The sequence below is a fragment of the Mesorhizobium kamtschaticum genome (assembly GCF_056174585.1).
The window spans coordinates 5861293-5887250 of record NZ_CM149691.1 but is presented as its reverse complement, the minus strand read 5'-3'; the positions used below and the strand labels follow the sequence as shown (position 1 = coordinate 5887250).

The window sequence follows — 25958 nt, the reverse complement described above, 5'->3', positions numbered from 1 at the left end:
AGTTTCCCAGGCCGCCGGAATCGGCCTATATCTGAACCAGTCCTTCAACAGGTATCGATCACCGCATGCGCGTACTCGTCGTCGAGGATGACAAGGATCTCAACCGGCAGATAGCGGACGCGCTGGTCGACGCCGGCTATGTCGTCGACCGTGCCTTTGACGGTGAGGAAGGCCATTTCCTCGGCGACACCGAACCCTACGACGCCGTCGTGCTCGACATCGGCCTGCCGCAGATGGACGGCATCAGCGTGGTCGAGCGCTGGCGTCGCGGCGGCCGCAAGATGCCGGTGCTGATCCTGACGGCGCGCGACCGCTGGAGCGACAAGGTCTCCGGCATCGATGCTGGCGCCGACGACTATGTCACCAAGCCGTTCCACATCGAGGAGGTGTTGGCGCGGCTCAGGGCCTTGATCCGCCGCGCCGCCGGCCATGCGTCATCCGAACTCACCTGCGGGCCGCTGCGCCTCGACACCAAGGCCTCGAAGGCAGATGTCGACGGCGTGCCGCTGAAGCTGACCTCGCACGAATTCCGCCTGCTTGCCTATCTGATGCACCATATGGGCGAGGTCGTCTCGCGCACCGAACTGGTCGAGCATCTCTATGACCAGGATTTCGACCGCGATTCCAACACCATCGAGGTTTTCGTCGGGCGGCTGCGCAAGAAGATGGGCATCGACATGATCGAAACCGTGCGTGGCATGGGCTACCGCATGCGTGAGCCGGAGGCGTAACTCGGAACCGCTTAAACCAACCGCAAGGGCGCTGCTTTCGCTGCGTTTGTGGCCGCGTTCGCTGACGTTCCGCGTCATCGCCTTTTCCACGGTGTGGGCGATCCTGACCCTTGTCGTCATCTTCACTTTGATCACCACGCTCTATCGCCAGGCGAGCGAGCGCGGCTTCGACAGCCTTTTGTCGGCGCACCTGTTCAATCTGATCGGGTCCATCGGCATTTCCGACACGGGAGCGCTGACTGGCGCTCCCGACCTCGGCGACCTCCGCTTCTCGGAACCGAATTCAGGCTGGTACTGGTCGGTCGAGCCTGCCTCGGAAGGCGTGCATGGCGACCTTCATTCGTCGTCGATGACGAGCAAAATCCCGTCGCCAAGCGTCGCCGAAGTGCCCTTCAATGCCAGCTTCCAGCGCAGCTATGCGGCCGAAGGCATCGATGGCGAGCAACTCGAAGTGTTCGAGAGCGAATTCGTGCTCGACGCCAAGAACCGCGCCGCGCGTTTCCGCGTCATGGGCAATCAGAGCGAGCTCGAACAGGAAATCTCCACCTTCCAGCGCCGCCTGCTGACCTATCTCAGCCTGTTCGGCGTCGGCATGATCGCCATCAACGCCATCGCCATCCTGCTCGGCCTGCAGCCGCTGCGCCGGGTCCGCAACGCCCTTGCCATGGTGCGTGAAGGCACCGCGCAGCGGCTCGACGGCCGCTTCCCGGCCGAGATCGAACCATTAGCCAACGAAACCAACGCCTTGATCGAGAACAACAAACGCATCGTCGAGCGCTCGCGCACCCAGGTCGGCAATCTCGCCCATTCGCTGAAGACGCCGCTGGCGGTGCTGCTCAACGAAGGCCGGGCGCTTGGCGGCGCCAAGGGACAATTGATCGCCGAGCAGGCCGCCTCGATGCAGAAGCAGGTCGACCATTATTTGCAGCGCGCCCGCGTCGCGGCGCAACGCGACAGCGTCGTCTACCGCACGCCGGTGGCGCCGCTGGTGCAGCGCATGGTGCGGGTCTTGCAGAAACTCAACCCGCAGACCAGCCTGTCGCTGTCGCTGCCGGCCACCGAGATCGTGTTTGCCGGTGAGCGCGAGGACCTCGAGGAACTGCTCGGCAATCTTCTCGAAAATGCGATGAAATGGGCAAGGAGCGCGGTGTCGGTCACGGTGGCGCCGTCGGCCGGCAAGGATGATAATCTTTTCGAGATCAGCATCGACGACGATGGCCCAGGCATTCCCGAGGACAAGGCGCGCGACGCGCTGAAGCGTGGAAGACGCCTCGACGAGACAAAACCGGGAACAGGGCTGGGGCTGGCCATTGTCGCCGACCTCGTCAACGAGTATGGAGGCGTTCTCGCGCTCGAACGGTCGGGCCTGGGTGGATTGAAGGCAGTGGTGCGATTGCGGAGCCTTCAGTGACGCTTTCTCGGGCCAATCGACAGCTGTGGACGGCGTGTGTTATGGCGGCATACCGATTGATCCCGGAGCAATACCGATTTGCTTCAGGAGTGGCCGGCGGTGGCCAAATTTCCGACAAATATCAATACTATGGCCACGCCTACTTATCCGATGACGCGGCCCCGGCGCATCCATGGCAGGCTCCAACTCAAGAAAACCGGTTGTTGGCATGAAGATTCGCGTCGCGCTTGTTTCCGCCTTGCTGGCCGTGTCCGGCTGCTCCACGTTGAGCGGCAAGGGTCCAACGCTCGCGCCGACACCGGCCTCGACGCCTCCGTCGAGCGGCAAGGTCACCAAGTCGATCATTTCGGCAATGGATGGCGGTCTTATCGGCGGCTCAATCGGCAATGGCCTCAGTGAATCGGAAAAACGCAGCGCGCTCGAGGCGGAATACAAGGCGCTCGAATATACGACGAGCGGCCAGAAAGTGGCGTGGAAGGGCGATCAGGCATCGCACTATGGCGAGGTGGTTCCGGCTCAACCCTATCGCGTCGGTTCGCAGGATTGCCGCCAGTACACGCAGACGGTCTTCACCGGCGGAGCAGGCGTCACGGCGCGCGGAACCGCTTGCCGCAACGCCGATGGCAGCTGGACGCCGCTGACCTGATATCCAGACCGGCTCCGCCCGGTTGATGTCGATCAAGGACGTCAGGCGCGCCGGCCGTCAAAGCGTCGCAGGATGCCTGTGTTGGCAGGGCAGGGCTCTGCCGTTATTGGAAGAACCATGCTGTTCTGGGTCATAGCTGCAATACTGACGCTCGGCGCGAGCCTGGCGGTGCTGCTGCCGCTAGCGGCCGGCCCGAAGAGCGACTCGTCGAGCGGCGATCACGACCTGGAAGTCTATCGCGATCAATTGTCCGAGCTTGACCGCGACGCCGTGCGCGGCTTGATCCAGCCGGCGGAAGCGGCCGAGGCGCGCGCCGAGATCGCGCGCCGCATCCTTCGCCTCGACACTGCGGATACAGCCGATAAGGCAACGGCCAGGCAGGTCTCGGTCACGGCGCGGCTTGTCGCGACCATGGCCGTGCTGGCGGTGCCGCTGGTCAGTTGGGGCCTTTACAGCCAGATCGGCTCGCCTGACCTGCCATCGCAGCCGCTCAGCGAACGTCTGGCCAAGAACCCGGCCGACAGTTCGGTCGACGAATTGGTGGCGCGGGCCGAGGCCCATCTTGCCGCCAACCCTTCCGACGGCAGGGGGTGGGACGTGCTGGCCCCGGTCTATCTGCGCATGCAGCGCTTTTCCGACGCGGTGACCGCGTATCGCAACGCCATCCGCTTCGATGGCGACAGCGCTGTTCGCCAGGCTGGCCTCGGCGAGGCAATCGCCGGTGCGGCGGGCGGCATTGTTTCCGCCGATGCCCAGGATGCTTTCGAGGCGGCGCTGAAGCTTGATCCGGCCAATGCGAAAGCCAGCTTCTATCTGGCCATGGCTTTGGCGCAGGAGGGGCGAAACAAGGACGCGGTGACGGCCTGGCAGGCAATGCTCGGCACTTTGCCGCCGGATTCGCCATGGCGCGGCGCGGTCGAGCAGGCATTAGCCAAATCCGGCGAAGTCGCTTCCGGCGCGGCCGCGAAAGGCCCTGACGCCGCGGATGTCGACAACGCATCCTCCCTGTCGCCGCAGGATCGCGAAGCCATGATCAACACGATGGTCGCCGGCCTCGACGAGAAATTGCGGCAAAATCCGCGTGACCCGGAAGGATGGATGCGGCTCGTTCGTTCCTATGTCGTGCTGGGCAAGGCCGATCAGGCGCGCGAGGCGCTGGGTCGCGCCATCGCCGTCTTTGGCGCCGGCAGTGACGAAGCCAAGAAATTCACCGCCTTTGCCACCTCGCTCGGCCTGACGGCGACGGAGTAGAACTGGATATGACGCGCAAGCAGAAACGGTTGTCGGTCATTGTCGGTGGGTTGGTTTTCCTGGGCGCCGCCACCGGGCTGACCTTTTACGCGCTTGGCCAGAAGGCCTCCTATTTCTACATGCCGGCCGATCTCACCACGGCCAGCGTCCAACCTGGCCAGCGCATCAGGCTGGGAGGCTTGGTCGAGAAAGGCACCATCCAGCGCGGGCAGGGGCAACGGTCGCCTTTTCGGTGACCGACACGCACAAATCGATCAAGGTCACCTATACCGGCATCCTGCCCGATCTTTTTCGCGAGGAGCAGGGCGTCATCACCGAGGGCACCTTCGGCCCGGACGGTGTCTTTGTTGCCGACAGCGTGCTGGCCAAGCATGATGAGCGCTACATGCCCAAGGAAGTGGCCGACGGTCTGAAGGCCAAGGGCGTCTGGCAGGAGAGCAAGAGTGAGTAACTCTGGCGGGAGAGCAAACGTGGATTTCGGGCACAACCATGGTTGAAACCGGACATTTCGCCCTGGTCCTGGCGTTCGCGCTTTCGCTGGTGCAGACGATCGTGCCGCTGTTTGGCGCGCGCCTCAACAACCAGCGCCTGATGGCTGTCGGCGGTCCTGTCGCGGTGACCGGCTTCGCGTTGACGGCGCTGTCCTTCGCGGCGCTGGCGAGTGCCTATGCGAACTCCGATTTCTCGGTGGCGAGCGTCTGGGAGAACTCGCATTCGCTGCAGCCGATGATCTACAAGATCACCGGAACCTGGGGCAATCACGAAGGCTCGATGCTGCTCTGGGTGCTGATCCTGACCTTTTTCGGCGCGCTGGTCGCCGCTTTCGGCTCCAACCTGCCGGCGACGCTGCGCGCCAATGTGCTGGCGGTGCAGGGCGCCATTGGCGCTGCCTTCTTCCTGTTCATCCTGGCGACGTCCAATCCCTTCATCCGGCTCAATCCGGCGCCCATCGAAGGCCGTGACCTCAACCCGGTTTTGCAGGATCTCGGCCTCGCCATTCATCCGCCGCTGCTCTATCTCGGCTATGTCGGCTTCTCGATCTGCTTCTCCTTCTCGGTCGCAGCCCTCATCGAGGGCCGCATCGACGCCTCCTGGGCGCGCTGGGTGCGGCCATGGACACTGGTCGCCTGGATGTTCCTGACCGGCGGCATCGCCATGGGATCGTACTGGGCCTATTACGAGCTCGGCTGGGGTGGCTTCTGGTTCTGGGATCCGGTCGAGAACGCTTCCTTCATGCCGTGGCTGGCCGGCACCGCGCTGCTGCATTCGGCCATCGTCATGGAGAAGCGCTCGGCGCTGAAGATCTGGACCCTGCTGCTCGCCATCCTCACCTTCTCGCTGTCGCTGCTCGGCACCTTCCTGGTGCGTTCGGGCGTGCTGACTTCCGTTCACGCCTTCGCCACCGATCCGACGCGTGGTGTCTTCATCCTGTGCATCCTGACGCTGTTCATCGGCGGCTCGCTGGCGCTGTTTGCGCTGCGCGCCTCGAGGTTGACGGCCGGCGGTCTGTTCCATCCGATCTCGCGCGAAGGCGCGCTCGTCCTCAACAACCTGTTTCTGACCACCGCGACCGCAACCGTGCTCGTCGGAACGCTCTATCCGCTGGCGTTGGAGGCGCTCACCGGCGACAAGATCTCGGTCGGGGCGCCGTTCTTCGACCTGACCTTCGGCCCCTTGATGCTGCCGCTTCTGGCCATCGTGCCGTTCGGGCCGCTTCTGGCCTGGAAGCGCGGCGATGTCTTCGCTGCATCGCAACGCCTGATGGCGGCCTTTGCCACGGCGCTGGCGGCGATGCTGGTCACCGGCCTGTTTGTCGACGGCGCGTCGGTGTTCGCCGCACTCGGCATCGGCCTTGCCGTCTGGCTGGTTGGCGGCGCGCTCACCGATCTTGCCGTCAAGTCCGGCGTCGGGTCGGTTGCACCGGCCGTCATGTTCAGGCGCTTCGCCGGCCTGCCGCGCTCGGTCTTCGGCACGGCATTGGCCCATCTCGGCCTCGGCCTGACGTTGCTCGGCATCGTCGCCACGCTCTCCTTCGGCACCGAGAAGATCCTCAGCATGCGCGCCGGCGAGACGGTCGAATTGTCAGGCCATACGCTGCGTTTCGTCGGTCTCTATCCGGCGCAAGGGCCGAACTACAGCGAGGACCGTGGCCGCTTCGAGCTGATCGGCGCCGACGGAAACGCAGCTGGCGAAATCACCTCGGCCAAGCGCTTCTTCCCCGTGCGCCAGATGACGACGACAGAGTCCGGCATCAAGACGCTCTGGTTCGGTCAGCTCTACCTCTCGCTCGGTGATGAGAACAAGGACGGCTCCGTCGTGGTGCGCCTGTGGTGGAAACCGCTGGTGACGCTGATCTGGGGCGGCGGCCTGGTGATGATGGCGGGTGCTGCCATGTCGCTGATGGACAGGCGCCTGCGTGTCGGCGCGCCCTCGCGCCGGCGCAAGCAGGCCGAGGTAGCTGCAGGCCATTGAAGATTGCGGTGGAGCGCTTTGCCGTGGCCGAAGCGCGTCTTGTTTAGGCATTTCTGTGGGTATAGCCAAAGCTCCAAGCGGTCGTCGCGGCTGCCATGGCCGGCGCAGGCAAACTAACGCTCGAAGCGCTGCTAAAGCGAATGCCCCTAAATGTGCTCCAAGCCGATTAGCGCAGCTGAAACCATTTCCAGTGTAGGCGTTTCACATGAAATGGATCGCCCAGATTGCTATCGGAATCGTTCTCCTGGCAGTCGCCTGCTGGATAGGCATTTACAGTGGGATATATCTTACAGCTTTCACGCTGGGAATTTTCGGCGGCGTTGGCATGTTCATCAGCGCTGCTCTGCCGCTCGGCGTGGCTGTTTTTCTGATCCTGCAAGCTGCTCGCGGCAGGCCTGCCTATGCCGCGGCCCCCGTCTTGTTCTTCTGCGGTTGGGCTCTGACATCAGTCGGCATACGCCAACAACTCAGTCTCGAAGCCGCAAAGTTCGCACCGCCCGCGATCGACCACGGGCTGGTGAAGAACAAAACCCTGATCGTGGACGATTTCCTGAATTTCAGCCGCACCTTCGTCACCGAAGGCGTCGTCGATCGACTGGTCGAGATCTCTTACGAGGACAACAACCGTTCCAAGCCAATCAGGTCCATACGGCAGACAACGCTCGCACGGGGCCAGGAATGCAGCGACGCGGACAAACAGCGATCCAGCTTATTGCGCGCTGCGGGAAGGACCGAGGAGTGCCTGAAGGAAACCACTCTCTCTGAAATTCCCGATGGTCTCCAGATACTCTATCCCCGGGGTTATTTTTGGGGGCCGGGTTGGCCCGGTCCACTCACCGCGACTGTCGTCGACGGCGAGCGGAAAACGGACGCTTTGACATGGCGCAGGATCGCGGCGCGTGTCCCTGCCTATCTTCCATTTTTCAGGATGAATAGTGGGCCGTTCGACCGTGCGGCCACCATCTGGGAATCGCGCCAGGGACCTTTCGAACTTGTCAGCTACGGCGATCTGGACCTGAGGTCGCAGACGATGGCGGCTGCAATCTTTGGCTTCGATCCAAGCCAGCCGCCCAAGCCCGAGCAAAATCTCACCCTGGTGGCCAAGCGTGCGTCGGACCTTGCATCCGCCGGCGACTATGGTGCCGCGTTGAGCAACGTCACACTTCTGGACAAGGCCAATTTCCTCGATGACAATATGATCAGGGCCGCCGCCTACAACATTTTTGTCAATGTAAATAGCAATGTCGTTGGTGGACGCTTGCCCTCTCTGCGCCAATTCTCAGACAAGTTGAGCAATCAGCAGCGCGCGCTGTTGAACGGCGAGATCATTCGGATATTGACGACGCCTAAGAAGTGCTATTGCCGCGCGTTTCTTTTCGATTCCAAGGAACTCGGGCAGATGGCCATCGATGCGTTCCAGAATGCAGCGGGCCTGGAGCTTTGGCAGTATAATGGGCTTCTGACAGCGACGATGTACATCTCTACACCGTTCGAACAATACCGCAGCGCGTTGTTTTCGAGCATCATGGCTTCACATGATCAATCGAATGCTCGTCGAATTATCGCCTATTTGTATAAGGCGGACTGGAATCTGCGTGACGACGACATGCGGGCATTGACCGCGAAATTGACCGAATTGGACGCTGACGGTATCTACTTGATGGCGACGCAAACTGCGGGTCTCCACTCACCCTCTCAGATTGCAAAGTTTCACAAATCGTTCGATCCCGAAATTGCTGTCAGAGCCGATACGTGGAATGCATTCTGGACCGCCATGCGGGTGCATGCCTCCCGGATTCCGGAGCCTGACCAACGAGATCGCGCTATAGAGGGAATCGCAAAAATGCAGCAGGAAAGCTAACCAGAACCGGCATGAGATGAACGCACGCCTTTCATTGACCTCGATTGTCCTTTTGCTGGCGCTGTTCTTTACCGGTACGGCAATGGCGGTGAAGCCTGATGAGATGCTGGCCGATCCGGCGCTCGAGGCGAGGGCGCGGGCGCTGTCGGAAGGCCTGCGCTGCATGGTCTGCCAGAACCAGTCGATCGACGAATCCGATGCCGATCTTGCCCGCGATCTGCGTATTCTGGTGCGCCAGCGCCTGGTCGCCGGCGATACCGACCAGCAGGTCATGGACTATGTCGTTTCGCGCTACGGCGAATTCGTGCTGCTGAAGCCGCGTTTCGACCTGCGCAACGCACTGCTTTGGGGCACGCCCGTACTGTTGCTGCTGGTCGGAGGCGTATTCATTGTGCTGACCGCGCGGTCGCGCCGGACACTGGCGACAAAGTCCCTGTCTTCAGAGGAACAGGCGGCACTGGACGCTATCCTGCGCCGCGACTGACGGCGGCGACCGCCCCGCCAACATTACCAAAGTTTCATGTGTCGGAAATGGCGCCGTAATGTGCGCCTCTCTAAGTCTCTCTCCTCGAGGATGCCAATCAAGCAGCGTCCGTTTCAAAGAGGATAAGAGATCCATGAATATTGCCCCCAATTCATATTCCGTCACTCGCAAGCGTCTTATGGCAGCCGTCGCTTCGGTCGCCGTTGCCGGCGTGATCGGCGTTGGCGCGCTGACCGGTGGAACCAGCCCCGTTCTGGCCGATGCCGTACGCGTCGAGGCGCCGCAGGTGCAAGGCTTCGCCGATGTCGTCGAGCGCGTTTCGCCGGCCGTCGTCAGCGTCAAGGTGAAGGCCAAGATTCAGCCGACCGCCGATGATGGCTCCGATGACCAGGACGGTCTCGACAATCTTCCCAACAATCCGCAGCTGCGCCGCTTCTTCAAGGAGTTCCGCGGCTTTGGCGATCAGAACGGCCAGAATGACGACGGCCATCGCCGCTTCGGTCACCGCGACCGCAACAATGACCAGCCGCGCCCGGTGGCCCAGGGCTCCGGCTTCTTCATTTCCGATGACGGCTATCTCGTCACCAACAACCACGTCGTCGAAGAGGGCACCGCTTTCACGGTTGTCACCAATGATGGCAAGGAACTCGATGCCAAGCTGGTCGGCACCGACCCGCGCACCGATCTCGCCGTGCTTAAGGTCGAAGGCAGCGGCAAGTTCACCTATGTCGACTTCGCCGACGATTCCAAGGTTCGTGTCGGCGACTGGGTTGTGGCTGTCGGCAATCCGTTCGGTCTCGGTGGCACCGTCACCGCCGGCATCGTGTCGGCGCGCGGCCGTGACATCGGCGCTGGCCCGTATGACGATTTCCTCCAGATCGACGCCTCGGTCAACCGCGGCAATTCCGGTGGCCCGACCTTCAACCTCAACGGCCAGGTGGTCGGCATCAACACGGCGATCTTCTCGCCTTCCGGTGGCAGCGTCGGTATCGCCTTCGACATTCCTGCCTCGACCGCCAAGCAGGTTGTCGAAGACCTGATGAAGAACGGCGCGGTGCAGCGCGGCTGGCTCGGCGTCGAAATCCAGCCGGTTACCTCTGACATCGCCGAATCGCTCGGTCTGAAATCCAACAATGGTGCGTTGGTGTCGAGCGCCCAGGACGATGGCCCCGGCAAAAAGGCCGGCATCGCGGCTGGTGACGTCATCACCCAGGTCGAGGGCAAGGATGTCGCGTCGCCGAAGGAACTCGCCCGCCTGATCGGCGCCTATTCGCCGGGCAAGTCGGTTGACGTCACCGTCTGGCGCGACGGCAAGAGCCAGACGATCAAGGTCGATCTCGGCAAGCTGCCGGCCAGCGACAAGCAGGCTTCGAACGACCAGCAGCCGCAGCCCGCCACTCCGGCGAAGCCCGACACGCTGGCTGATCTCGGTCTCAAAGTCACCAAATCCGAAAACGGCAAGGGTCTTGTGGTGACCGATGTCGATCCCGACAGCGATGCCGCCGACCGCGGCATCCAGCCGGGCGACATCATCACCGCTGTCAATTCGACCGAAGTCAACGGCACCGACGACGTCACCAAGGCGATGACCGACGCGGTGAAGGCCGGACGCAAGGCAGTGCTGATGCAGATCACCCGCGACGACAACAACCGCTTCGTCGCGCTGCCCGTCGCCAAGGGCTGATAACGACTTTTCCGGTGCGGCGGTTTCAAACACCCCCGAGCCACCGCATGGGAAAGCATGGAGCCGGGTACGTTAGTCAGTCATCGTGCTCTCCTCCAGCGGCAGCGGGCCTCCCATCGCCCGCTGCCGCACATTTTGGAAGTCGCCTAAAAGCGCTCCCTCGGGCCTGGGCCGAGAGGACGTCATGATTGCAGGATCATGCCCTGAAACAGGCCCCGAAACAGGCTTGTCCGGGATGAAGACAACCAGAGAACAAGATTTTATCGCGCGCGGTCTCGATCATCTTGATCGCGACGCGCTTTGGCAAAGGCTAAAATGCAGATGCCGGCTACTCAACCTTCCAGCGAAATCGCGTATAACGGCCCCATGAAGATTCTCGTCATAGAAGACGATCGCGAGGCTGCGGATTATCTGCAGAAAGCCTTTACCGAAGCCGGTCATACCGCGCACGTCGCCGGTGACGGCGAAACCGGTTTCGCGCTTGCCGACGCCGGCGACTATGACGTGATGGTCATCGATCGAATGATGCCGCGCCGCGACGGTCTTTCGGTCATTGCCGGCCTTCGCTCCCGTGGCAACACCACGCCGGTGCTGATCCTGTCGGCGCTGGGCGAGGTCGATGACCGGGTCACCGGCCTTCGCGCCGGCGGCGACGATTATCTGACCAAGCCCTATGCTTTCTCCGAGCTTCTGGCCCGCGTCGAGGTGTTGAACCGCCGCGCCAGCGCCAAGGAGGCCGAGACCGTCTACCGGGTTGGCGACCTTGAACTCGACAGGCTGTCGCATTCGGTCCGCCGGGCGGCGCGCGAGATCACGCTGCAGCCGCGCGAGTTCCGCCTGCTCGAATATCTGATGCGCCATGCAGGCCAGGTGGTGACGCGCACCATGCTGCTCGAAAATGTCTGGGATTATCATTTCGATCCGCAAACCAATGTCATCGACGTGCATGTCTCGCGGCTGCGTGGCAAGATCGAAAAGGGCTTCGACAAGCCGATCCTGCATACGGTTCGCGGCGCCGGCTACATGCTGAAGGGCGGCTAGAGCATGACCCCGAAAAGTGGGAACCGGTTTTCTCGGACAAACGGTTCCGTTTGTCCAGAGGTCATGCTCCAACAACAAAGAGCTAGATCAGCATGACGATTCGACCAATCGTCATGCTGATCTAGGCGACGCATGGCTCTTTCCGTGCCGGCCATCATGAAGACGACGGCAGCGCGGCTTTCGGCGCTCTACCTTCTGCTCTTCGCGCTCTGCGCCGTGCTGCTTGTCTTCTACATGACCTCGCTGTCGGCGCGCATGCTCACGGCGCAAACGCAGGAGACCATCAACGACGAAGTGCTCGGTCTTGCGCGCGCCTATCAGCGTGGTGGCCTGCCAGTCCTGGTGCGCGTGGTCGAAAACCGCTCCCGCCAGCCTGGTGCCAACCTCTATCTGATCGCCGACGCCAACGGGCAGATCCTGACCGGCAATGTGCAGAGCCTGGAGCCGGGGGTAATCGACAACGAGGGCTGGACGACCGAGCCCTTCTCCTACAAGCGCTTCGGCGAAGGTGAGCTTGACCGCCTGCGCAGCGGAGCATCCGACCAGACGCCATCGCCTTCAACTGGCGACAACACCACGCAGCAGGCCGAAGGCGAGAAGGGTCACAACGCCATTGCGCTGGTGCTGCGGCTGCCCAACCAGATGATCATGCTGGTCGGCCGCGATCTTGGCGAACCGGAACGCTTTCGCGCCGTCATCCGCCGTGCGCTGATGCTGGCGCTCGGCATGATGGGGCTCGGCGGACTGCTGATCTGGTTCTTTGTCGGCCGCGCCGCGCTGAAGCGCATCGACAGCGTGTCGGAGGCCAGCCGCCGCATCATGGGTGGTGACCTCTCGGGCCGGCTGCCGGTGACCGGCGCCGGCGACGAGTTCGACCGCCTTTCGGAAAACCTCAATTCCATGCTGGCCAGGATCGCCACGCTCAACGAAGGCTTGAAGCAGGTTTCCGACAACATCGCGCATGATCTGAAAACGCCGCTGACCCGGCTGCGCAACCGTGCCGAAGCGACACTGTCCGGTAAGCACAAGCCCGCCGATTATCGTCAGGCGCTGGAAGGCACCATCACCGAATCCGACCAACTGATAAAGACCTTCAACGCCATCCTGATGATCTCGCGGCTGGAGGCCGGATATTCGTCGGAGCACACCAATCGCGTCGATCTGACCGCGGCCGTGCGTGATGTCGTCGAACTCTACGAGCCGGTGGCGGAAGAGGCAGGCGCTTCGCTCGACGCCGAAGTGAACGGCGCCTTTGTCGTCAACGGCAACCGCGAACTGATCGGCCAGGCGCTGTCCAACATCGTCGACAATGCGATCAAATATTCGACCGATTCCACGTCCAAGCCGGCGGTTCGTGTGACGCTCGAGCGGACACATGGCGAGATCAGGCTTTGTGTCGCCGACAACGGCCAGGGCATTCCGGACGATGCCGATCGCGCCCGGGCGACCGAACGTTTTGTTCGGTTGGAGAAGAGCCGTTCGCAGCCGGGCTCCGGCCTTGGCCTCAGCCTCGCCAAGGCGGTCATGACCTTCCACTATGGACGGCTTGATCTCTTGTCTGGCAATCCGGGACTATCCGTGGTCATGAGTTTCCCCGCGCGGGAGGATCACTGATGGCTGCGGTTGCGAAGCGAACGGTCACGGACTGGCTGCTGAAGCCGGCGGTTGGGCTTGCCCCTCTCGACGAAGGCCGGGCGCGGCACGAACTGGCCGAAATCGCCACAGCGGCACGCGAAGAAGGGCTGGCGCGACTGGCCAAGTTCCTGGCCGGCAAGGGGGAGGGCCAGGATTTCCTCGCCGCTGTCTTCGATCTCTCGCCATTCCTGCGTGACACGGCGCGTCGCCGGCCCCGGATTCTGGATGCTCTTTTCGACCAGCCGGTCGAGTCGCGCCTGAAAGCGATCACCGTCGCGATCGAACAGGCGCCGCTGGCCGAAGCGGTCTCGGAATCCGGCCTGATGATGGAGCTGCGCCAGTGCAAGGCCGAGGCGCATTTCCTGATCGCGCTCGCCGATCTCGCCGGTGAGGCGGAAACGTCGCTGACGGTGCGGCGGCTGAGTGATCTCGCCGATGCCTGCACCCGTGCTGCAGTCGACTTCCTGCTGCGCGACGCGCATGGCCAGGGCAAGCTCAAACTGCCCGATCTCGACGACCCGTCGCGGCAGTCGGGCTGGATCCTGCTCGGCATGGGCAAGCTCGGCGCGCACGAGCTGAATTTCTCTTCCGACATCGATCTCGTCGTCTTCTTCGATCCGGAAGCACCCGCAATTGTCGATCCGCTCGACGCCACAGAGCTGTTTTCGCGGCTGACGCGCCGGCTGGTGCGCATCCTGCAGGATCGCACCGAGCACGGCTATGTCTTCCGCACCGATCTGCGGTTGCGCCCCGATCCCGGGTCGACCCCACTGGCGATCCCCGTTGAAGCAGCACTTCGCTACTACGAAGCGCGTGGCCAGAATTGGGAGCGTGCGGCGATGATCAAGGCGCGTCCGGTGGCCGGCGACCTCGCCGCGGGTGCTGCCTTCCTCAAGGAGTTGCAGCCCTACATCTGGCGCAAATACATGGACTACGCGGCGATTGCCGACGTCCATTCGATCAAGCGCCAGATCCACGCCCACAAGGGCCATGGCGAGATCGCCGTGAAGGGCCACAACGTCAAGCTCGGCCGCGGCGGCATTCGCGAGATCGAGTTCTTCGTCCAGACCCAGCAGCTCATCGCCGGCGGCCGTTTTCCGGAATTGCGCGGCCGCGAGACCGTGCCGATGCTCGGCCAGCTCTCCGCGCGCGGATGGATCACCACTGAGGCGCGTGATGCACTCGCCCGCCAGTACTGGTTCCTGCGCCGTGTAGAACACGCCATCCAGATGGTGGCCGACGAGCAGAGCCACACGCTGCCGGAAGACGATGAAGGGCTGGAGCGGATCGCCCGCATGCTGGGCTTTGCCGATGCCGCAGCCTTTTCCCTGGCGTTCCGCGCCTCGCTGCAGCAGGTCGAACGCCATTATGCGGCGCTGTTCGAAACGGCCCCGGAGCTTTCGGCGGGCATTGGCAATCTGGTCTTCACCGGCGATGTCGACGATCCCGACACGCTGCGGACCTTGCATGGCCTCGGCTTCCAGCGGCCGAGCGACATCTGCCGCGTCATCCGCGGCTGGCATTTTGGGCGCTATCGCGTCACCCGGTCGGCGGAGGCGCGCGAGCGGCTGACGGAATTGACGCCGGCGTTGCTGCGCTCTTTCGGCCAGACGCGCCGGGCGGACGAAGCCTTGATCCGCTTCGACGAGTTCCTTGCCGGTCTGCCGGCCGGCATCCAGCTGTTCTCGCTGCTACAGTCGAACCCGCCGCTGCTCAAGCTGATGGCAACGATCATGGGCGCGGCACCCCGGCTGGCGGCGATCATCACGCGCCGGCCGCATGTCTTCGACGGCCTGCTCGACCCGGCCTTGCTGAGTGAACTGCCAGACCGCGCCTATCTCTCGGCACGGCTTTCGGCCTTCCTCGAAGGCGACAGGGCCTATGAGGAATTGCTGGACCGGTTGCGCATCTTTGCCTCGGAGCAAAAATTCCTCATCGGTGTGCGGTTGCTTGCCGGCTCGATCGATCCGGCCCGGGCCGGCCGCGCCTTTTCCGATCTGGCCGATCTCACCATCGAGGCGGCCTTGCAGGCGGTGACCGCCGAGTTCGCGGCGCGCCACGGCAGGATCGCCGGCGGCGTGGTTTCGCTGCTTGGCATGGGCAAGCTCGGCAGCCGCGAGTTGACCGCGGGATCGGATGTCGATCTCATTCTGCTCTACGACCATGACGCGGACGCCGAGGACTCCGACGGTGACAAGCCGCTGGCGCCCTCGCATTACTACACCCGCATGACGCAGCGGCTGATCGCGGCCGTGTCAGCACCGACGGCCGAAGGGGTGCTCTACGAGCTCGACCTGCGACTACGGCCGTCCGGCAACAAGGGGCCAGTGGCCACCCACATTGATGCCTTCAAGAAGTATCAGCGCCAGGAGGCCTGGACCTGGGAGCATATGGCGCTGTCGCGGGCGCGCGCCATTGGCGGCGATGCCGGCCTGTGCGCCGAGGTCGAAGCGGAAGTCGCGGCCGTGCTTGGCCAGTCGCGCGATGCGGCAAAGGCTAAGGCCGAGGCCTCGGACATGCGCGTCATGATCGATAAGGAAAAGCCGCCGCGCGATCTCTGGGACATCAAGTTGATCCCGGGGGGACTGATCGATCTTGAATTCATCGCCCAGGTGGCTGTCATCACCGGACAGGTCGAGGCCGGGCCGCGTGTCACCGGTACGGCTGAGATCCTGTCCCGCCTCGCACCTGGCTTCGCCGACGTCGGGGTCAGGCAGGAACTTGGTGCCGCCTTCGCGCTCTATCTGGCGCTGACCCAGATGACGCGGCTATGCCTCACCGGAGCCTTCGAGCGCGATGACGTTCCGCCGGGGCTTTCGGATCTGCTTCTGGCGGTGACCGACCTGCCGGATTTCGGTGTGCTGGAAGCACATCTCAAGGAGACGTCGCAGAAGATCAGGAAGGACTTTGATCTTTTGCTTCGTGCCGGACGACCATGAAATAGCTGTCGAAGCATCGGACCCAAAAGTGGAAACCGGTTTTGGGAAAATCCGATGCTCGAACAAAGAGATAGAGCGGCAACAGGATCGAAGATCCGCCGCTCTCGCATCGGGGGTGACGATGCAACAGGAGAAGATCATGAGAAAGTCAACCAAGCTTGCCCTTGCCTTCGCAGCACTTGCCGGAGCCGTCGGCACCACCGCCTATGCCGAAAACAATGCCAGCGCAAAAATGCGCGAGGACACGATGATGCGCCTCAACAAGGCGATGAGCGATTCAGATGGCGCCATCACCTTCGACCAGTTCTCCGACGCCATGAACGCGCGGCTGAAGAAGCTCGTTGCCGCCAATGGCGGCAAGCTGACCGTCGCCCAGCTCGCCGACGCGCTGGAGAAGGCGCGCTTCGAGCGGATGGCCAAGCACATCATCGCCCGCTACGACACCAAGGGCGACGGCACGCTGACGACCGATGACATCACCGGCCGTGAGAAGAAGGTCTTCGCCATGCTCGACAAGAACAATGACGGCAAGATCGAGAAGAGCGAGCTGCCGAAAGGCAACCATCACTCCCAATTGGATGACGAAGGCAACGATGGCAGCGTGCAATGATCATCATCCTGTAAACTCCGGCGGCGTCAGTCGCCGGAGGCTTTTCGTTATCTTCAGCGACCGTGGAGCTATTCTGTTCGCCGAATCTGCTGGAGCACGCGGTTTGTCCGAGCCTGCAAAATCCTGTCGCGCAGATAGGCATAGAAGCGCGGCGGCAGCATGCCATAGTCGAAACGGGATGGCTTAATGCCTGCAATGGGCCGCAGGTCGGGACCTGGCCAGAGGAAATCATTGGTTTCGGTCACGACAATCCATGACGGCGTTTCATCGAGGCCGAGATAGGCCTTGAGTGGCGCAGGCATCTCTACTGCATCGGCAGGGTCAGTCGGTGCCGAGTGTGTGATTGGAACCACCGTTACGACCTCACGGCCCTCTACGATCCGTCGAGCGGCGACAATGGCGCAGGGCCGGCTTTTGCGGCCTTCCTCCGCGCCTTTTTCGTATTCTCTCACCCAGAGGTATGAATAGGAGATCACCAGGCCGGGGATAGGCTTGGGCAGGCTCACGGCGTCCAGTCTTTGAGCATTGCATCAAGCCCGGCATATTCGGCTGGGACGGCGCTTTCGGCGACGGCGTTCAGCGTCTCGTCGTCCAGTTCCTCCACCGGACGAGCGACCCGCCCTTTGACCAGAACCTCGAACATTGCCGCCGACAGGAGCACCGTGTGAGTCCGGCCGTTCTTTGTGATCGCAACCGGCGCACGCTGGGCTGCGTCCTGAAAGCGCCCGACATTCTGCTGAAATTCCGTTGACGTCACGCGCATGACAAATCCTCTTCTTATCTAAAATAGATAGAATGGATAATCTTGTCAAAGCATCTCACCTCACGCTCACGCACGGAGCGAGAGAGAAACCTGCTGTTCAAGCCGCGACCTTGACCGCCGGCGTTGCCCTTTTCACCGGGATACGCACCGACACGATCGTGCCGACGCCTTCGGTCGACCGGATTTTCAGCGCGCCGCCCTGGAGCTCGGCAAGCGAGCGCGAGATGGCAAGGCCAAGTCCGGATCCAGCATGGTTCTTGGAGAACTGGTTCTGCACCTGTTCGAAGGGCCGCCCGAGCTTGCCGAGCGCCGCTTTCGGGATGCCGCAGCCATTGTCCTCGATGGTCAGCACCAGCGCGCCGGACGTGTTGCGGGCCCTGACCGATATGTGGCCGCCCTGGCCGGTGAACTTAACCGCGTTGGACAGAAGGTTGATGACGATCTGCTTGATTGCGCGGCGATCGGCAAACAGCGTCAGCGCGTCGGCGATACGCGTTTCCACGGTGATCGCCTTTTGCGCGGCCTGCAGCGAGACGACGCGCACCGTCTCGCTGATCAGCGGCCCGAGGTCGATCTGCTCCTGGTCCAGCGAGAACTGGCCGGCCTCGATCTTGGACATGTCGAGAATGTCGTTGATGACGCCGAGCAGATATTTGCCGCTGCTGTTGATATCGGTGGCGTACTCCTCGTAGCGCTCCGAGCCCAGCGGGCCGAACAGCCCCTGTTCCATCAGTTCGGAGAAACCGATGATGGCGTTCAGCGGCGTGCGCAATTCATGCGACATGTTGGCCAGGAATTCGGATTTCGCGCGGTTCGCCGCTTCGGCGCGCTCGGTTTCCTTCATGTACTTGCGGTTGAGGTCGACCAGTTCACTGGAGCGCTCCTCTTCGGAGCGCCTGGCGAGGCTGAGGTCATGGATCGTTGCCATCAGCCGGCGTTCGCTGTCGACCAGCTTTTCCTGATGCAGCTTGATCTGGGTGATGTCGGAGCCGACCGAGACGATGCCGCCGTCCCTGGTCCTGAGTTCGTTGACCTGCAGCCAGCGGCCGTCGGACAGCTGCCGCTCGAAAGTGGCGCCGCCTTGCGGGCCATTGGTGTTGGCAAGCCGGCGCTCGGAAGCAAAGGCCAGCATCCGCTCTTCCAGGGAAGCGCGCGTCACACCCGGCATCACGTCGCGATCCGAGAGCCCGTTGTCCTGCTGGTATTTGGAGTTGCACATGATCAAGCGCTGGGCAGAATCCCACAGCACGAAGGATTCATTGATGTTCTCGATCGCAGTCCTGAGGCGAAGATCGGCTGCCTCCGAACGCAGCGCCAGATGGCGCTGCTCGGTGACGTCGACGGCGATGCCGATCAGCTGGATTTCCGGTGCTTCCGGATCCATGACTTGGGCACGAGCGCGCATCCACACCCATTGGCCGTCGGCATGCCGCATCCGGAACACCTGGTCGATGTGGTCGATCTCGCGGGCGACAATTCTGTTGGCGAGCTCGAACAGGTCGCCGTCCTCGGGATGAATGATCTCGTCGACCTCGCCGAAGGACAGCATCGTGTCGCAGGGCTCGTAGCCGAGCATGTCGTACATCGAGCGCGACCAATACATCTTGCCGCGCACCATGTCCCAGTCCCACAGGCCGCAGCGGCCACGAACCAGCGCCATGTCGATGCGCTGATGCGCTTCGAGATAGATGCGGTCGGCGGCCTGCGCGCGCGCCGCCTGCCCGAAATAGGCGTAGAGGATGATGATCAGCACGCCGGCCGTCAGCACGAACAGGGTGACGTTGAGCGAGACGGTCTTGCGCCACGTGTCGAAGACCGCTTCCTGCGGCACCAGGGCCGCCGCGGCACCCTTCCGATCCTTGGCCACGCTGACCGCGGCGTACCAGTCCTGGCCGCCGATATTGACCTCCATGACGCCGGCGCGATCGCCGAACATGAACAGCGGCTGGCCGCCCTCGACGAGGCCGTCGAGGGCATGGCCTTGCCAGGGCATCGAGCGCGGCGTCCCCGCGGTGATTTTGAAGGCGCTGTCGGTGATGACGAGCACATGGCTGCGGCTCATCGAGCCCTGACGGCTGGTGGTTTCCAGCAGGTCCTGTATGGCGCCGGGCACGGTATCCGAGGTGGTGGCGAGCGAACTGGCCAGTTGCCCCGCCGCCAGCGTCAGGATCGCTTTGGCATCACGCTCGACGTCGTCGCGTTCATTCATCAGCGACAGCACGCGCAACGCCGCGATGACGAAAAGGAAGATGATGATGAGGGCCGGAATCGACCGGCGCAGCAGCGGTTCGGCGGCCAGAAGCCGCTTGTAGGCCGGTTCGGCAATGAGCCGCGTATTCCCGGCAAGGCCATCGCTGCGCGTCTCGCGACGCGCAAAAGCCGTCCCACCGGGCGCGCCCCACGCGTCCGCCTTCGCCATAAATGGCACTCCCCGAATTTGCCTATGCTGCTTGGTGATCCGGCAAACGCCGCACATCCGAATCGTCAGTAAAGAATCAAAGGTGATTCGCCTTGTCCAGTGGTCCGGCGAAAAAAGATCAAAAATAGACTAAAATAATCGGTTTTGGGGGTGCGGCGACTTGGGCCTTCTCCCCGCACGGGAGAAGGCAAGGTATGCCTAGGCCAGTGTGCGCTCGATGATGTCGCGCAGATCCGCCGACAGGTTTTCGGCATTGGCGATCGAAAGCAGCGCTTCCCTGGCCTTGGCCTGCCGGCCCGGCTCAAGCGAACGCCACGATCTGAGTGCCGTCGCCAGTCTTGCCGCCACTTGCGGATTGCGTTTTTCGACCTCGAGCACCGTCTGCGCGAAGAACCGGTAGCCTTCGCCGTCGGCGCGGTGGAAGCCGGTCTGGTTGGCGCTGGAGAAGGTGCCGACCAGCGAACGCACTCGGTTTGGATTGGCCATCGAGAAGGCCGGATGAGCGGACAGCGCCCGAACCGTGTCCACGGCCTGCGGCCCCGGCACGCTGGCCTGGATCTGGAACCATTTGTCCATGACCAGTGGGTCGGACCCATAAGTCGTCTCGAAAGCCGCCAGCGCCTTGATGGCCTCGGGCGAACCATGGTGGCGGTGAGCGAGTGCGCCAAGTGCGGCCGCACGGTCGGTCATGTTGGTCGCCGACTGGAAATGCCCGGCCGCCAATGCCGCTCCACCCGGCAGCAGCGAGAGATAATCCAGCAAAGTGTTGCGCAGGGCGCGCCGTCCGGCGCTTGTCGCATCCGGGCTGAACACGGCCTTGTCGGCAAGGCTGTTGTAGAGGCTGGAAAATGCCTCGCCATTGGCCGCGGCGATCGCGAGCGCAAGGGCCTGTCGGGCTGCGTGGATGGCGTCGGGATCGATATTCTTGCCGATGTCGCGGGCGATGTCGGCATCGCCGGGCAGCGCCAGCGCCAGCGCCCGGTAGGCCGGCTCCAGCGTCTCATCGCCGGCGATGCTGCCGGCAAGCTCGGTCAGCCGCGTCGCGAAGACCGGCTGCTTGCCGCCAAGGATCTCGCGGAAGGCTGCGATCAGCGCATCGGTGAGCAGCGTGTTGAAGGCTTGCCAGCGCGAGAAGGCATCGCTGTCATGGCGGGCGAGGAAGAACTGGTCGTCGGCCTTCTGCTCGACCGACAGCGTCACTGGTGCCGAAAAGCCGCGATTGAGCGACACCGCCGGGCGTTCGGCAACACCTGAAAAGCGCACCATATGCCGGCGCTTACGAAGATGGATGACACCATCCTCGACGCTGGCGCCCTCGACGCCGCTATATTCGACGGGCTTGCCGCCGGCGCCGATCAGCCCGAAGGCGAGCGGGATATGCATCAGCCGCTTGCGGCTTTCGGAGGGTGTCGGCGGCACCGACTGCTCGATCTCGAGCGTGAATTCCTGCGCGGCCGCATTGTGCGCCGAGCTGACCGTCAGATTGGGCGTGCCCGCCTGATGATACCAGAGCGCGAACTGTGACAAGTCGCGGCCCGAGGCATCCTCGAACACCTTGATGAAATCCTCGATCGTCGCCGCTTCGCCGTCATGGCGCTCGAAATAAAGGTCCATGCCGGCGCGAAAGGCGTCAGGCCCGAGGATGGTGCGGATCATGCGCACCACTTCGGAGCCCTTTTCGTAGACCGTCGCTGTGTAGAAATTGTTGATCTCGCGGTAGCGGCGCGGCCGCACCGGATGCGCCAGCGGGCCTTGATCCTCGGGAAACTGATGCGCGCGCAGCAGGCGTACCTCGGCGATGCGCTTGACCGGCCGCGAGCGCTGGTCGGCGGAGAATTCATGGTCGCGGAAGACCGTCAGACCTTCCTTCAGGCAAAGCTGGAACCAGTCGCGGCAAGTGATTCTGTTGCCTGTCCAATTGTGGAAATACTCATGCGCGATGATCGCCTCGATATTGGCAAAATCGGCGTCCGTCGCCGTCTCCTGGTCGGCAAGCACATATTTGTCGTTGAAGATGTTGAGGCCCTTGTTCTCCATCGCGCCCATGTTGAAGTCGGACACGGCGACGATGTTGAAGACGTCGAGGTCGTATTCGCGGCCAAACGCCTCTTCGTCCCATTGCATCGACCGCTTCAGCGCGTCCATGGCGTAGCCGGCAAGCTTCTCCTTGCCAGGCTCGACATAGATGCCGAGTTCGACCTCGCGGCCGGATAGGGTGACGAAACTGTCGGCAACCCGGCCGAGATTGCCGGCCACCAGCGCGAACAGATAGGACGGCTTGGGGAAGGGGTCGTGCCACACGGCATAGTGCCAGCCGTCGCCGAGATCGCCCTTGTCGACCGGATTGCCGTTGGACAGGAGCAGCGGCGCCTCGTCGCGCAGTGCCTCGATCCGCACGGTGTAGACCGACAGGACATCGGGGCGATCGAGGAAATAGGTGATGCGGCGAAAGCCTTCGGCCTCGCATTGCGTGCAATAGACATTGTTCGAGCGGTAGAGCCCCATCAGGGCTTCGTTGCCGGCCGGTGCCAGTTCGGTTTCGATCAACAGTTGGAAGCGGCGCGCAGCCGGCGGCTTGAGAATGGTGAGTTGGTCGGGTGTCACCAGCAGATCCGCTGGTTTTGCCTTCTTGCCGTCGATCGCGATGCGCTTGAGCGTCAACCCGTCGCCGTCGAGCACCAAAGGCGCCGACGCGGGCACCCCATCGCGGCGTTCGACCGTCAGGATTGCGGTGACGATTGTGGCCTCGGGCGAAAGGCGGAAGGTCAGGTTGGTCTGCGGAATGAGATAGTCGTTGGGGCGATAGTCTTCGAGCCTGAAGACCTGGCCGGTGTCCGTGCGCATTCCGTGGGTTTTCCTGTCGATTGCGTTGGAAGCGGACAGTTCCCGCTGGTCCAAAAAAATGAAGTTCGCGCTCTTTACACGAAACGGTCCCTCGACAAAACTGCGAGAGGGTCTATCGAGGCCTTCTTTGCGGCATCGCGGCTAAAGCATGTTGAATGCCAGCGTTGCCGGGCATACAGGCAACGATCAGGGACGCATCACCAGCGTGACATCAGGAGCCGGGGCTCAACCAGAAACAACCGGCGGCCACGGTACGCTGAGGGGCATCGCCCTGAAGATCGTGTCCGTCGCGGTTTTTGTCGGCATGCAAACCTGCATCAAGGCGGCCGGCGACGTGCCAGCCGGGCAGATCGTCTTCTTCCGCTCCTTCTTCGCCATCTTCCCGATCATTGCCTTCCTGGCATTGAAGGGACAGCTGTCGACGGCATTCGTCACCAAACGTCCCTTCAACCACGTCGCACGCGGTATTGTCGGCGTTGGCGCCATGGGGCTTGGCTTCTTCGCGCTGACCAGGCTGCCGCTGCCGGAGGCGATCACCCTGAACTATGCGCAGCCGCTGCTGGTCGTGGTGTTCTCCTCTGTCTTCCTTGGCGAGACGATCCGCGTCTATCGCTGGAGCGCTGTCGCCGTTGGTCTTGTCGGCGTGCTCATCATTTCCTGGCCGGAGCTGACGTTGCTTAATTCGGATGAAGCGCTCGACGACCAGGAGGTCCTGGGCGTCATGGCCGCGCTGGTGGCCGCGGCGATCTCGGCTGTTGCCATGCTGCTTGTGCGCAATCTCGTGCAAACGGAGAAGACGGCGACCATCGTCTTGTGGTTCTCGTCGACCGCAAGCGTGCTCTCGCTGCTGACGTTGCCTTTCGGCTGGCAATCGCTGACGCCGGCGCAAGCCGCGCTGCTCATCATGGCCGGCTTCTGCGGCGGCCTCGGCCAGATCCTGATGACCTCGGCCTATCGTCATGCCGAGGCTTCGGTGGTGGCGCCGTTCGAATACACTTCGATGATCCTCGGTGTCGTCGTCGGCTATTTCGTTTTCGGCGACGTGACTTCGCTCAGCACGCTGATCGGCGGTGTGATCGTGGTGGCCGCCGGCATCTTCATCATCTGGCGCGAGCGGCAACTCGGACTGGAGCGTAAGCGAGCGCGCAAGGTGGCGCTGCCGCAAGGCTGATCAGGATCGTTCGCTCCGCTCCTTGGCCAGCCGCACCAGCACCGCCCTTGTCTGTTCGTCGGCCGGGAAGAAGGATTCGATCGCCAGTTCCGACAAGGTCACGTCGAGCGGTGTGCCGAACACGGTGATGGTGCTGATGAACGACAGCACCTGATCACCATGGGCGAGGCGCAGCGGATGCACGATCGCATTCGGCTCGACAGGCATGGGCCTGCTGCCCTTCAGCCCGGACGGGTAGGTGCGCAGCTCGCGTTCCAATTCGACCAGCATCGGATCGCCGCTGGCGTCGTTCTGGTGTTTGAGACGTTCGAGCAGGTGCGTGCGCCATTCCGCGAGGTTGACGATGCGTGGCGCGATGCCGCCGGGATGCAGGCTGAGGCGAAGCACGTTGACCGGCGGCGCCAGCAGCGAAGCCTCGCCGACATCGGCAAGGAAGGGAGCAATCGCGGCGTTCGCCGAAACCAGGTTCCAGTGCCGGTCCACCGCCAGCGCCGGGAACGGCTCATGCCCCTTGAGCACGATCTCGACCGCCGCCATCGCTGGTGCCAGAGTCATGTCGGTCAGCGGCCGTTCGCTGAAGCTCGGCGCAAAGCCTGCGGCCAGCAGCAACAGGTTGCGCTGCCTCAGCGGGATCGACAGCTGCTCGGCCAGATGCAACACCATGTCGCGCGACGGCGCGGCGCGCCCGCTCTCGACGAAGCTCAAATGCCGCTGCGAAATCTCGGCTTCCATGGCAAGGTCGAGCTGGCTCATGCGGCGGCGCGTGCGCCATTCGCGAATGAGACTGCCAGCGGAGGTTTGGGCTGTTGTCATGGGGAAATGACTAGGTCAGCGAGGGGCGCAATTCAATTACCTTGGAGGTTATGGCGCAGCCGTCCTCGAAGATTGGCGAAGCCCGTGACGACATCCGATCTCCCCCCTCGTGGGGGAGATGCCTGGCAAGGCAGAGGGGGGCGCTGTCCCGCCGACATGTCAGCAAGCCGCGACTACTTTATCAAGCGAAGAGTGAAAATCACAAAGGCTGGCGATCTTTCGCGCCCCCCTCTGTCCTGCCGGACATCTCCCCCACGAGGGGGGAGATTGGCTAATCTCCCAGCGCCCGCAGCTTCGCCTTCACCTCGAGAAAATCCCGCCACGCCAGCTTCTTGTGCGCGGGCGTCCGCAGCAAATAGGCCGGATGCAGCGTCGGCATGGCCGGAATGGCGGTGCCTGAGGCCGTGGTGTGAACACGCCAGTTGCCGCGCAGCCGCAGAATGCCTTCCGAGGTGTTGAGCAAGGTCTTGGCCGACGGTCCGCCGAGATTGACCAGCACCTTGGGATTGACCAGCTCGATCTGCCGCTCGATGAACGGCCGGCAAATCTCGGTCTCGTGCGGCGTCGGCGTGCGGTTGCCTGGTGGCCGCCACGGAATGACATTGGCGATATAGACCGAAGTGCGGTCGAGCCCGATCGCGGCCAGCATGCGGTCGAGCAGACGGCCCGAGCGGCCGACGAAGGGCAGGCCCTCAATGTCCTCATCGCGGCCGGGCGCTTCGCCGACCAGCATCACCGCGGCCTCCGGGTTGCCGTCGGCGAACACCAGGTTCTTGGCGGTGGCCTTGAGATTGCAGCCGTCGAATGCCGCCATATGCTGGCGCAGCTCGTCCAGGGTTGTTGCCGTTGTTGCCAACTGGCGCGCAAGCGCCGCCTGAGCTTCGTCTGGCACGGCGGCGACCGATGAACGCGCCGGTGGCGCATCCGGCACGTTGCTCGTATCCAAGCCGGGCGAAGCCGCTGGCCGCTCCGGCGCCTTGTCTTCGCGAGGGGGCGCTGCCTGTGCCGGTGCGCGCTCGACGGGCCTCGGCGCCGGCTCGGCGAAGCGGTTCACCGGGGCGTCTTCCAGCGCCTCGTCGACGCCTGCGCTGGCATAGAAAGCCAGGATGTCGGCAATTTCGGTCGGGCTGTTGGGGGAGGCGGCAGTCATGGTGCGCACATTCGTCCGCATGACTGCAATTTG

At 63.0% G+C, this 25958-nt stretch carries 19 protein-coding genes and 1 pseudogene; 14 read left to right on the top strand and 6 right to left on the bottom strand.

Annotated elements, in window-relative coordinates:
• The first annotated feature begins 65 nt into the window (after positions 1 to 65).
• The 13 genes and pseudogenes from AC0V7N_RS29390 (at position 66) to AC0V7N_RS29330 (ending at position 16765) form a co-directional block, all read left to right on the top strand.
• On the top strand, positions 66 to 731 hold the full coding sequence (locus tag AC0V7N_RS29390; RefSeq protein ID WP_019857144.1) for a response regulator transcription factor: 666 nt from the start codon (positions 66 to 68) through the stop codon (positions 729 to 731).
• Positions 715 to 2142, top strand: coding sequence for an ATP-binding protein (locus tag AC0V7N_RS29385; RefSeq protein WP_475451690.1), 1428 nt, complete (start codon positions 715 to 717; stop codon positions 2140 to 2142). The genes AC0V7N_RS29390 and AC0V7N_RS29385 overlap by 17 nt, the downstream gene beginning before the upstream one ends.
• A gap of 208 nt (positions 2143 to 2350) precedes the next feature.
• On the top strand, positions 2351 to 2788 hold the full coding sequence (locus tag AC0V7N_RS29380) for an RT0821/Lpp0805 family surface protein (RefSeq protein ID WP_475451689.1): 438 nt from the start codon (positions 2351 to 2353) through the stop codon (positions 2786 to 2788).
• 117 nt (positions 2789 to 2905) lie between these two features.
• The gene (gene ccmI / locus AC0V7N_RS29375) at positions 2906 to 4039 is read left to right on the top strand and encodes a c-type cytochrome biogenesis protein CcmI (protein WP_475451688.1); all 1134 of its coding nucleotides are present in this window, start codon (positions 2906 to 2908) and stop codon (positions 4037 to 4039) included.
• A gap of 8 nt (positions 4040 to 4047) precedes the next feature.
• A pseudogene (gene ccmE / locus AC0V7N_RS29370) lies at positions 4048 to 4490 on the top strand (cytochrome c maturation protein CcmE).
• A gap of 38 nt (positions 4491 to 4528) precedes the next feature.
• Positions 4529 to 6511, top strand: a complete 1983-nt coding sequence (locus tag AC0V7N_RS29365; protein ID WP_475451686.1) for a heme lyase CcmF/NrfE family subunit — start codon at positions 4529 to 4531, stop codon at positions 6509 to 6511.
• Positions 6512 to 6716: 205 nt separating this feature from the next.
• Complete coding sequence (locus tag AC0V7N_RS29360; RefSeq protein ID WP_475451685.1) at positions 6717 to 8372, top strand: hypothetical protein; 1656 nt, start codon at positions 6717 to 6719, stop codon at positions 8370 to 8372.
• A 16-nt stretch (positions 8373 to 8388) separates the two neighbouring features.
• A complete protein-coding gene (locus AC0V7N_RS29355; protein ID WP_475451684.1) occupies positions 8389 to 8856 on the top strand; it encodes a cytochrome c-type biogenesis protein in 468 nt (155 codons plus the stop codon).
• 133 nt (positions 8857 to 8989) lie between these two features.
• Entirely contained in the window at positions 8990 to 10540 is a 1551-nt protein-coding gene (locus AC0V7N_RS29350) for a Do family serine endopeptidase (protein WP_475451683.1), read from the top strand.
• Between the two features lie 366 nt (positions 10541 to 10906).
• Positions 10907 to 11581: a response regulator transcription factor gene (locus AC0V7N_RS29345; RefSeq protein ID WP_027046649.1), complete on the top strand. Its 675-nt coding sequence runs from the start codon at positions 10907 to 10909 to the stop codon at positions 11579 to 11581.
• A gap of 132 nt (positions 11582 to 11713) precedes the next feature.
• Complete coding sequence (locus AC0V7N_RS29340) at positions 11714 to 13195, top strand: sensor histidine kinase (RefSeq protein ID WP_475451681.1); 1482 nt, start codon at positions 11714 to 11716, stop codon at positions 13193 to 13195.
• The gene (locus AC0V7N_RS29335) at positions 13195 to 16155 is read left to right on the top strand and encodes a bifunctional [glutamine synthetase] adenylyltransferase/[glutamine synthetase]-adenylyl-L-tyrosine phosphorylase (RefSeq protein ID WP_475451680.1); all 2961 of its coding nucleotides are present in this window, start codon (positions 13195 to 13197) and stop codon (positions 16153 to 16155) included. The genes AC0V7N_RS29340 and AC0V7N_RS29335 overlap by 1 nt, the downstream gene beginning before the upstream one ends.
• 139 nt (positions 16156 to 16294) lie before the next feature.
• A complete protein-coding gene (locus AC0V7N_RS29330; protein WP_475451679.1) occupies positions 16295 to 16765 on the top strand; it encodes an EF-hand domain-containing protein in 471 nt (156 codons plus the stop codon).
• Between the two features lie 68 nt (positions 16766 to 16833).
• On the opposite strand, the gene AC0V7N_RS29325 is transcribed toward AC0V7N_RS29330, so the two are convergent.
• The 4 genes from AC0V7N_RS29325 to pepN form a co-directional block, all read right to left on the bottom strand.
• Complete coding sequence (locus AC0V7N_RS29325) at positions 16834 to 17271, bottom strand: hypothetical protein (RefSeq protein WP_475451678.1); 438 nt, start codon at positions 17269 to 17271, stop codon at positions 16834 to 16836.
• Positions 17268 to 17528 (bottom strand): type II toxin-antitoxin system prevent-host-death family antitoxin, encoded by a 261-nt coding sequence (locus AC0V7N_RS29320; protein ID WP_475451677.1) that lies wholly within the window; start codon positions 17526 to 17528, stop codon positions 17268 to 17270. The genes AC0V7N_RS29325 and AC0V7N_RS29320 overlap by 4 nt, the downstream gene beginning before the upstream one ends.
• Before the next feature lie 97 nt (positions 17529 to 17625).
• Entirely contained in the window at positions 17626 to 19947 is a 2322-nt protein-coding gene (locus tag AC0V7N_RS29315; protein WP_496627444.1) for an ATP-binding protein, read from the bottom strand.
• Between the two features lie 198 nt (positions 19948 to 20145).
• A complete protein-coding gene (gene pepN / locus AC0V7N_RS29310) occupies positions 20146 to 22791 on the bottom strand; it encodes an aminopeptidase N (RefSeq protein ID WP_475451674.1) in 2646 nt (881 codons plus the stop codon).
• 148 nt (positions 22792 to 22939) lie between these two features.
• On the opposite strand from pepN, the gene AC0V7N_RS29305 reads away from it, so the two are divergent.
• Positions 22940 to 23962 (top strand): DMT family transporter, encoded by a 1023-nt coding sequence (locus tag AC0V7N_RS29305; RefSeq protein ID WP_475451673.1) that lies wholly within the window; start codon positions 22940 to 22942, stop codon positions 23960 to 23962.
• Here the strand turns inward: AC0V7N_RS29305 and AC0V7N_RS29300 are convergent, their stop codons facing one another.
• Complete coding sequence (locus tag AC0V7N_RS29300; protein WP_475451672.1) at positions 23963 to 24775, bottom strand: helix-turn-helix domain-containing protein; 813 nt, start codon at positions 24773 to 24775, stop codon at positions 23963 to 23965.
• A 271-nt stretch (positions 24776 to 25046) separates the two neighbouring features.
• On the bottom strand, positions 25047 to 25925 hold the full coding sequence (locus AC0V7N_RS29295) for a uracil-DNA glycosylase (RefSeq protein WP_475451671.1): 879 nt from the start codon (positions 25923 to 25925) through the stop codon (positions 25047 to 25049).
• Between the last annotated feature and the right edge of the window lie 33 nt (positions 25926 to 25958).

Bases quoted from the DNA above. Each gene is read 5' to 3' on its own strand.
- AC0V7N_RS29390 (WP_019857144.1), top strand. From the start codon at position 66: ATGCGCGTACTCGTCGTCGAGGATGACAAGGATCTCAACCGGCAGATA.
- AC0V7N_RS29380 (WP_475451689.1), top strand. From the start codon at position 2,351: ATGAAGATTCGCGTCGCGCTTGTTTCCGCCTTGCTGGCCGTGTCCGGC.
- ccmI (WP_475451688.1), top strand. From the start codon at position 2,906: ATGCTGTTCTGGGTCATAGCTGCAATACTGACGCTCGGCGCGAGCCTG.
- AC0V7N_RS29365 (WP_475451686.1), top strand. From the start codon at position 4,529: ATGGTTGAAACCGGACATTTCGCCCTGGTCCTGGCGTTCGCGCTTTCG.
- AC0V7N_RS29360 (WP_475451685.1), top strand. From the start codon at position 6,717: ATGAAATGGATCGCCCAGATTGCTATCGGAATCGTTCTCCTGGCAGTC.
- AC0V7N_RS29355 (WP_475451684.1), top strand. From the start codon at position 8,389: ATGAACGCACGCCTTTCATTGACCTCGATTGTCCTTTTGCTGGCGCTG.
- AC0V7N_RS29350 (WP_475451683.1), top strand. From the start codon at position 8,990: ATGAATATTGCCCCCAATTCATATTCCGTCACTCGCAAGCGTCTTATG.
- AC0V7N_RS29345 (WP_027046649.1), top strand. From the start codon at position 10,907: ATGAAGATTCTCGTCATAGAAGACGATCGCGAGGCTGCGGATTATCTG.
- AC0V7N_RS29340 (WP_475451681.1), top strand. From the start codon at position 11,714: ATGGCTCTTTCCGTGCCGGCCATCATGAAGACGACGGCAGCGCGGCTT.
- AC0V7N_RS29335 (WP_475451680.1), top strand. From the start codon at position 13,195: ATGGCTGCGGTTGCGAAGCGAACGGTCACGGACTGGCTGCTGAAGCCG.
- AC0V7N_RS29330 (WP_475451679.1), top strand. From the start codon at position 16,295: ATGAGAAAGTCAACCAAGCTTGCCCTTGCCTTCGCAGCACTTGCCGGA.
- AC0V7N_RS29320 (WP_475451677.1), bottom strand. From the start codon at position 17,528: ATGCGCGTGACGTCAACGGAATTTCAGCAGAATGTCGGGCGCTTTCAG.
- AC0V7N_RS29315 (WP_496627444.1), bottom strand. From the start codon at position 19,947: ATGGCGAAGGCGGACGCGTGGGGCGCGCCCGGTGGGACGGCTTTTGCG.
- pepN (WP_475451674.1), bottom strand. From the start codon at position 22,791: ATGCGCACGGACACCGGCCAGGTCTTCAGGCTCGAAGACTATCGCCCC.
- AC0V7N_RS29305 (WP_475451673.1), top strand. From the start codon at position 22,940: ATGTTGAATGCCAGCGTTGCCGGGCATACAGGCAACGATCAGGGACGC.
- AC0V7N_RS29300 (WP_475451672.1), bottom strand. From the start codon at position 24,775: ATGACAACAGCCCAAACCTCCGCTGGCAGTCTCATTCGCGAATGGCGC.
- AC0V7N_RS29295 (WP_475451671.1), bottom strand. From the start codon at position 25,925: ATGACTGCCGCCTCCCCCAACAGCCCGACCGAAATTGCCGACATCCTG.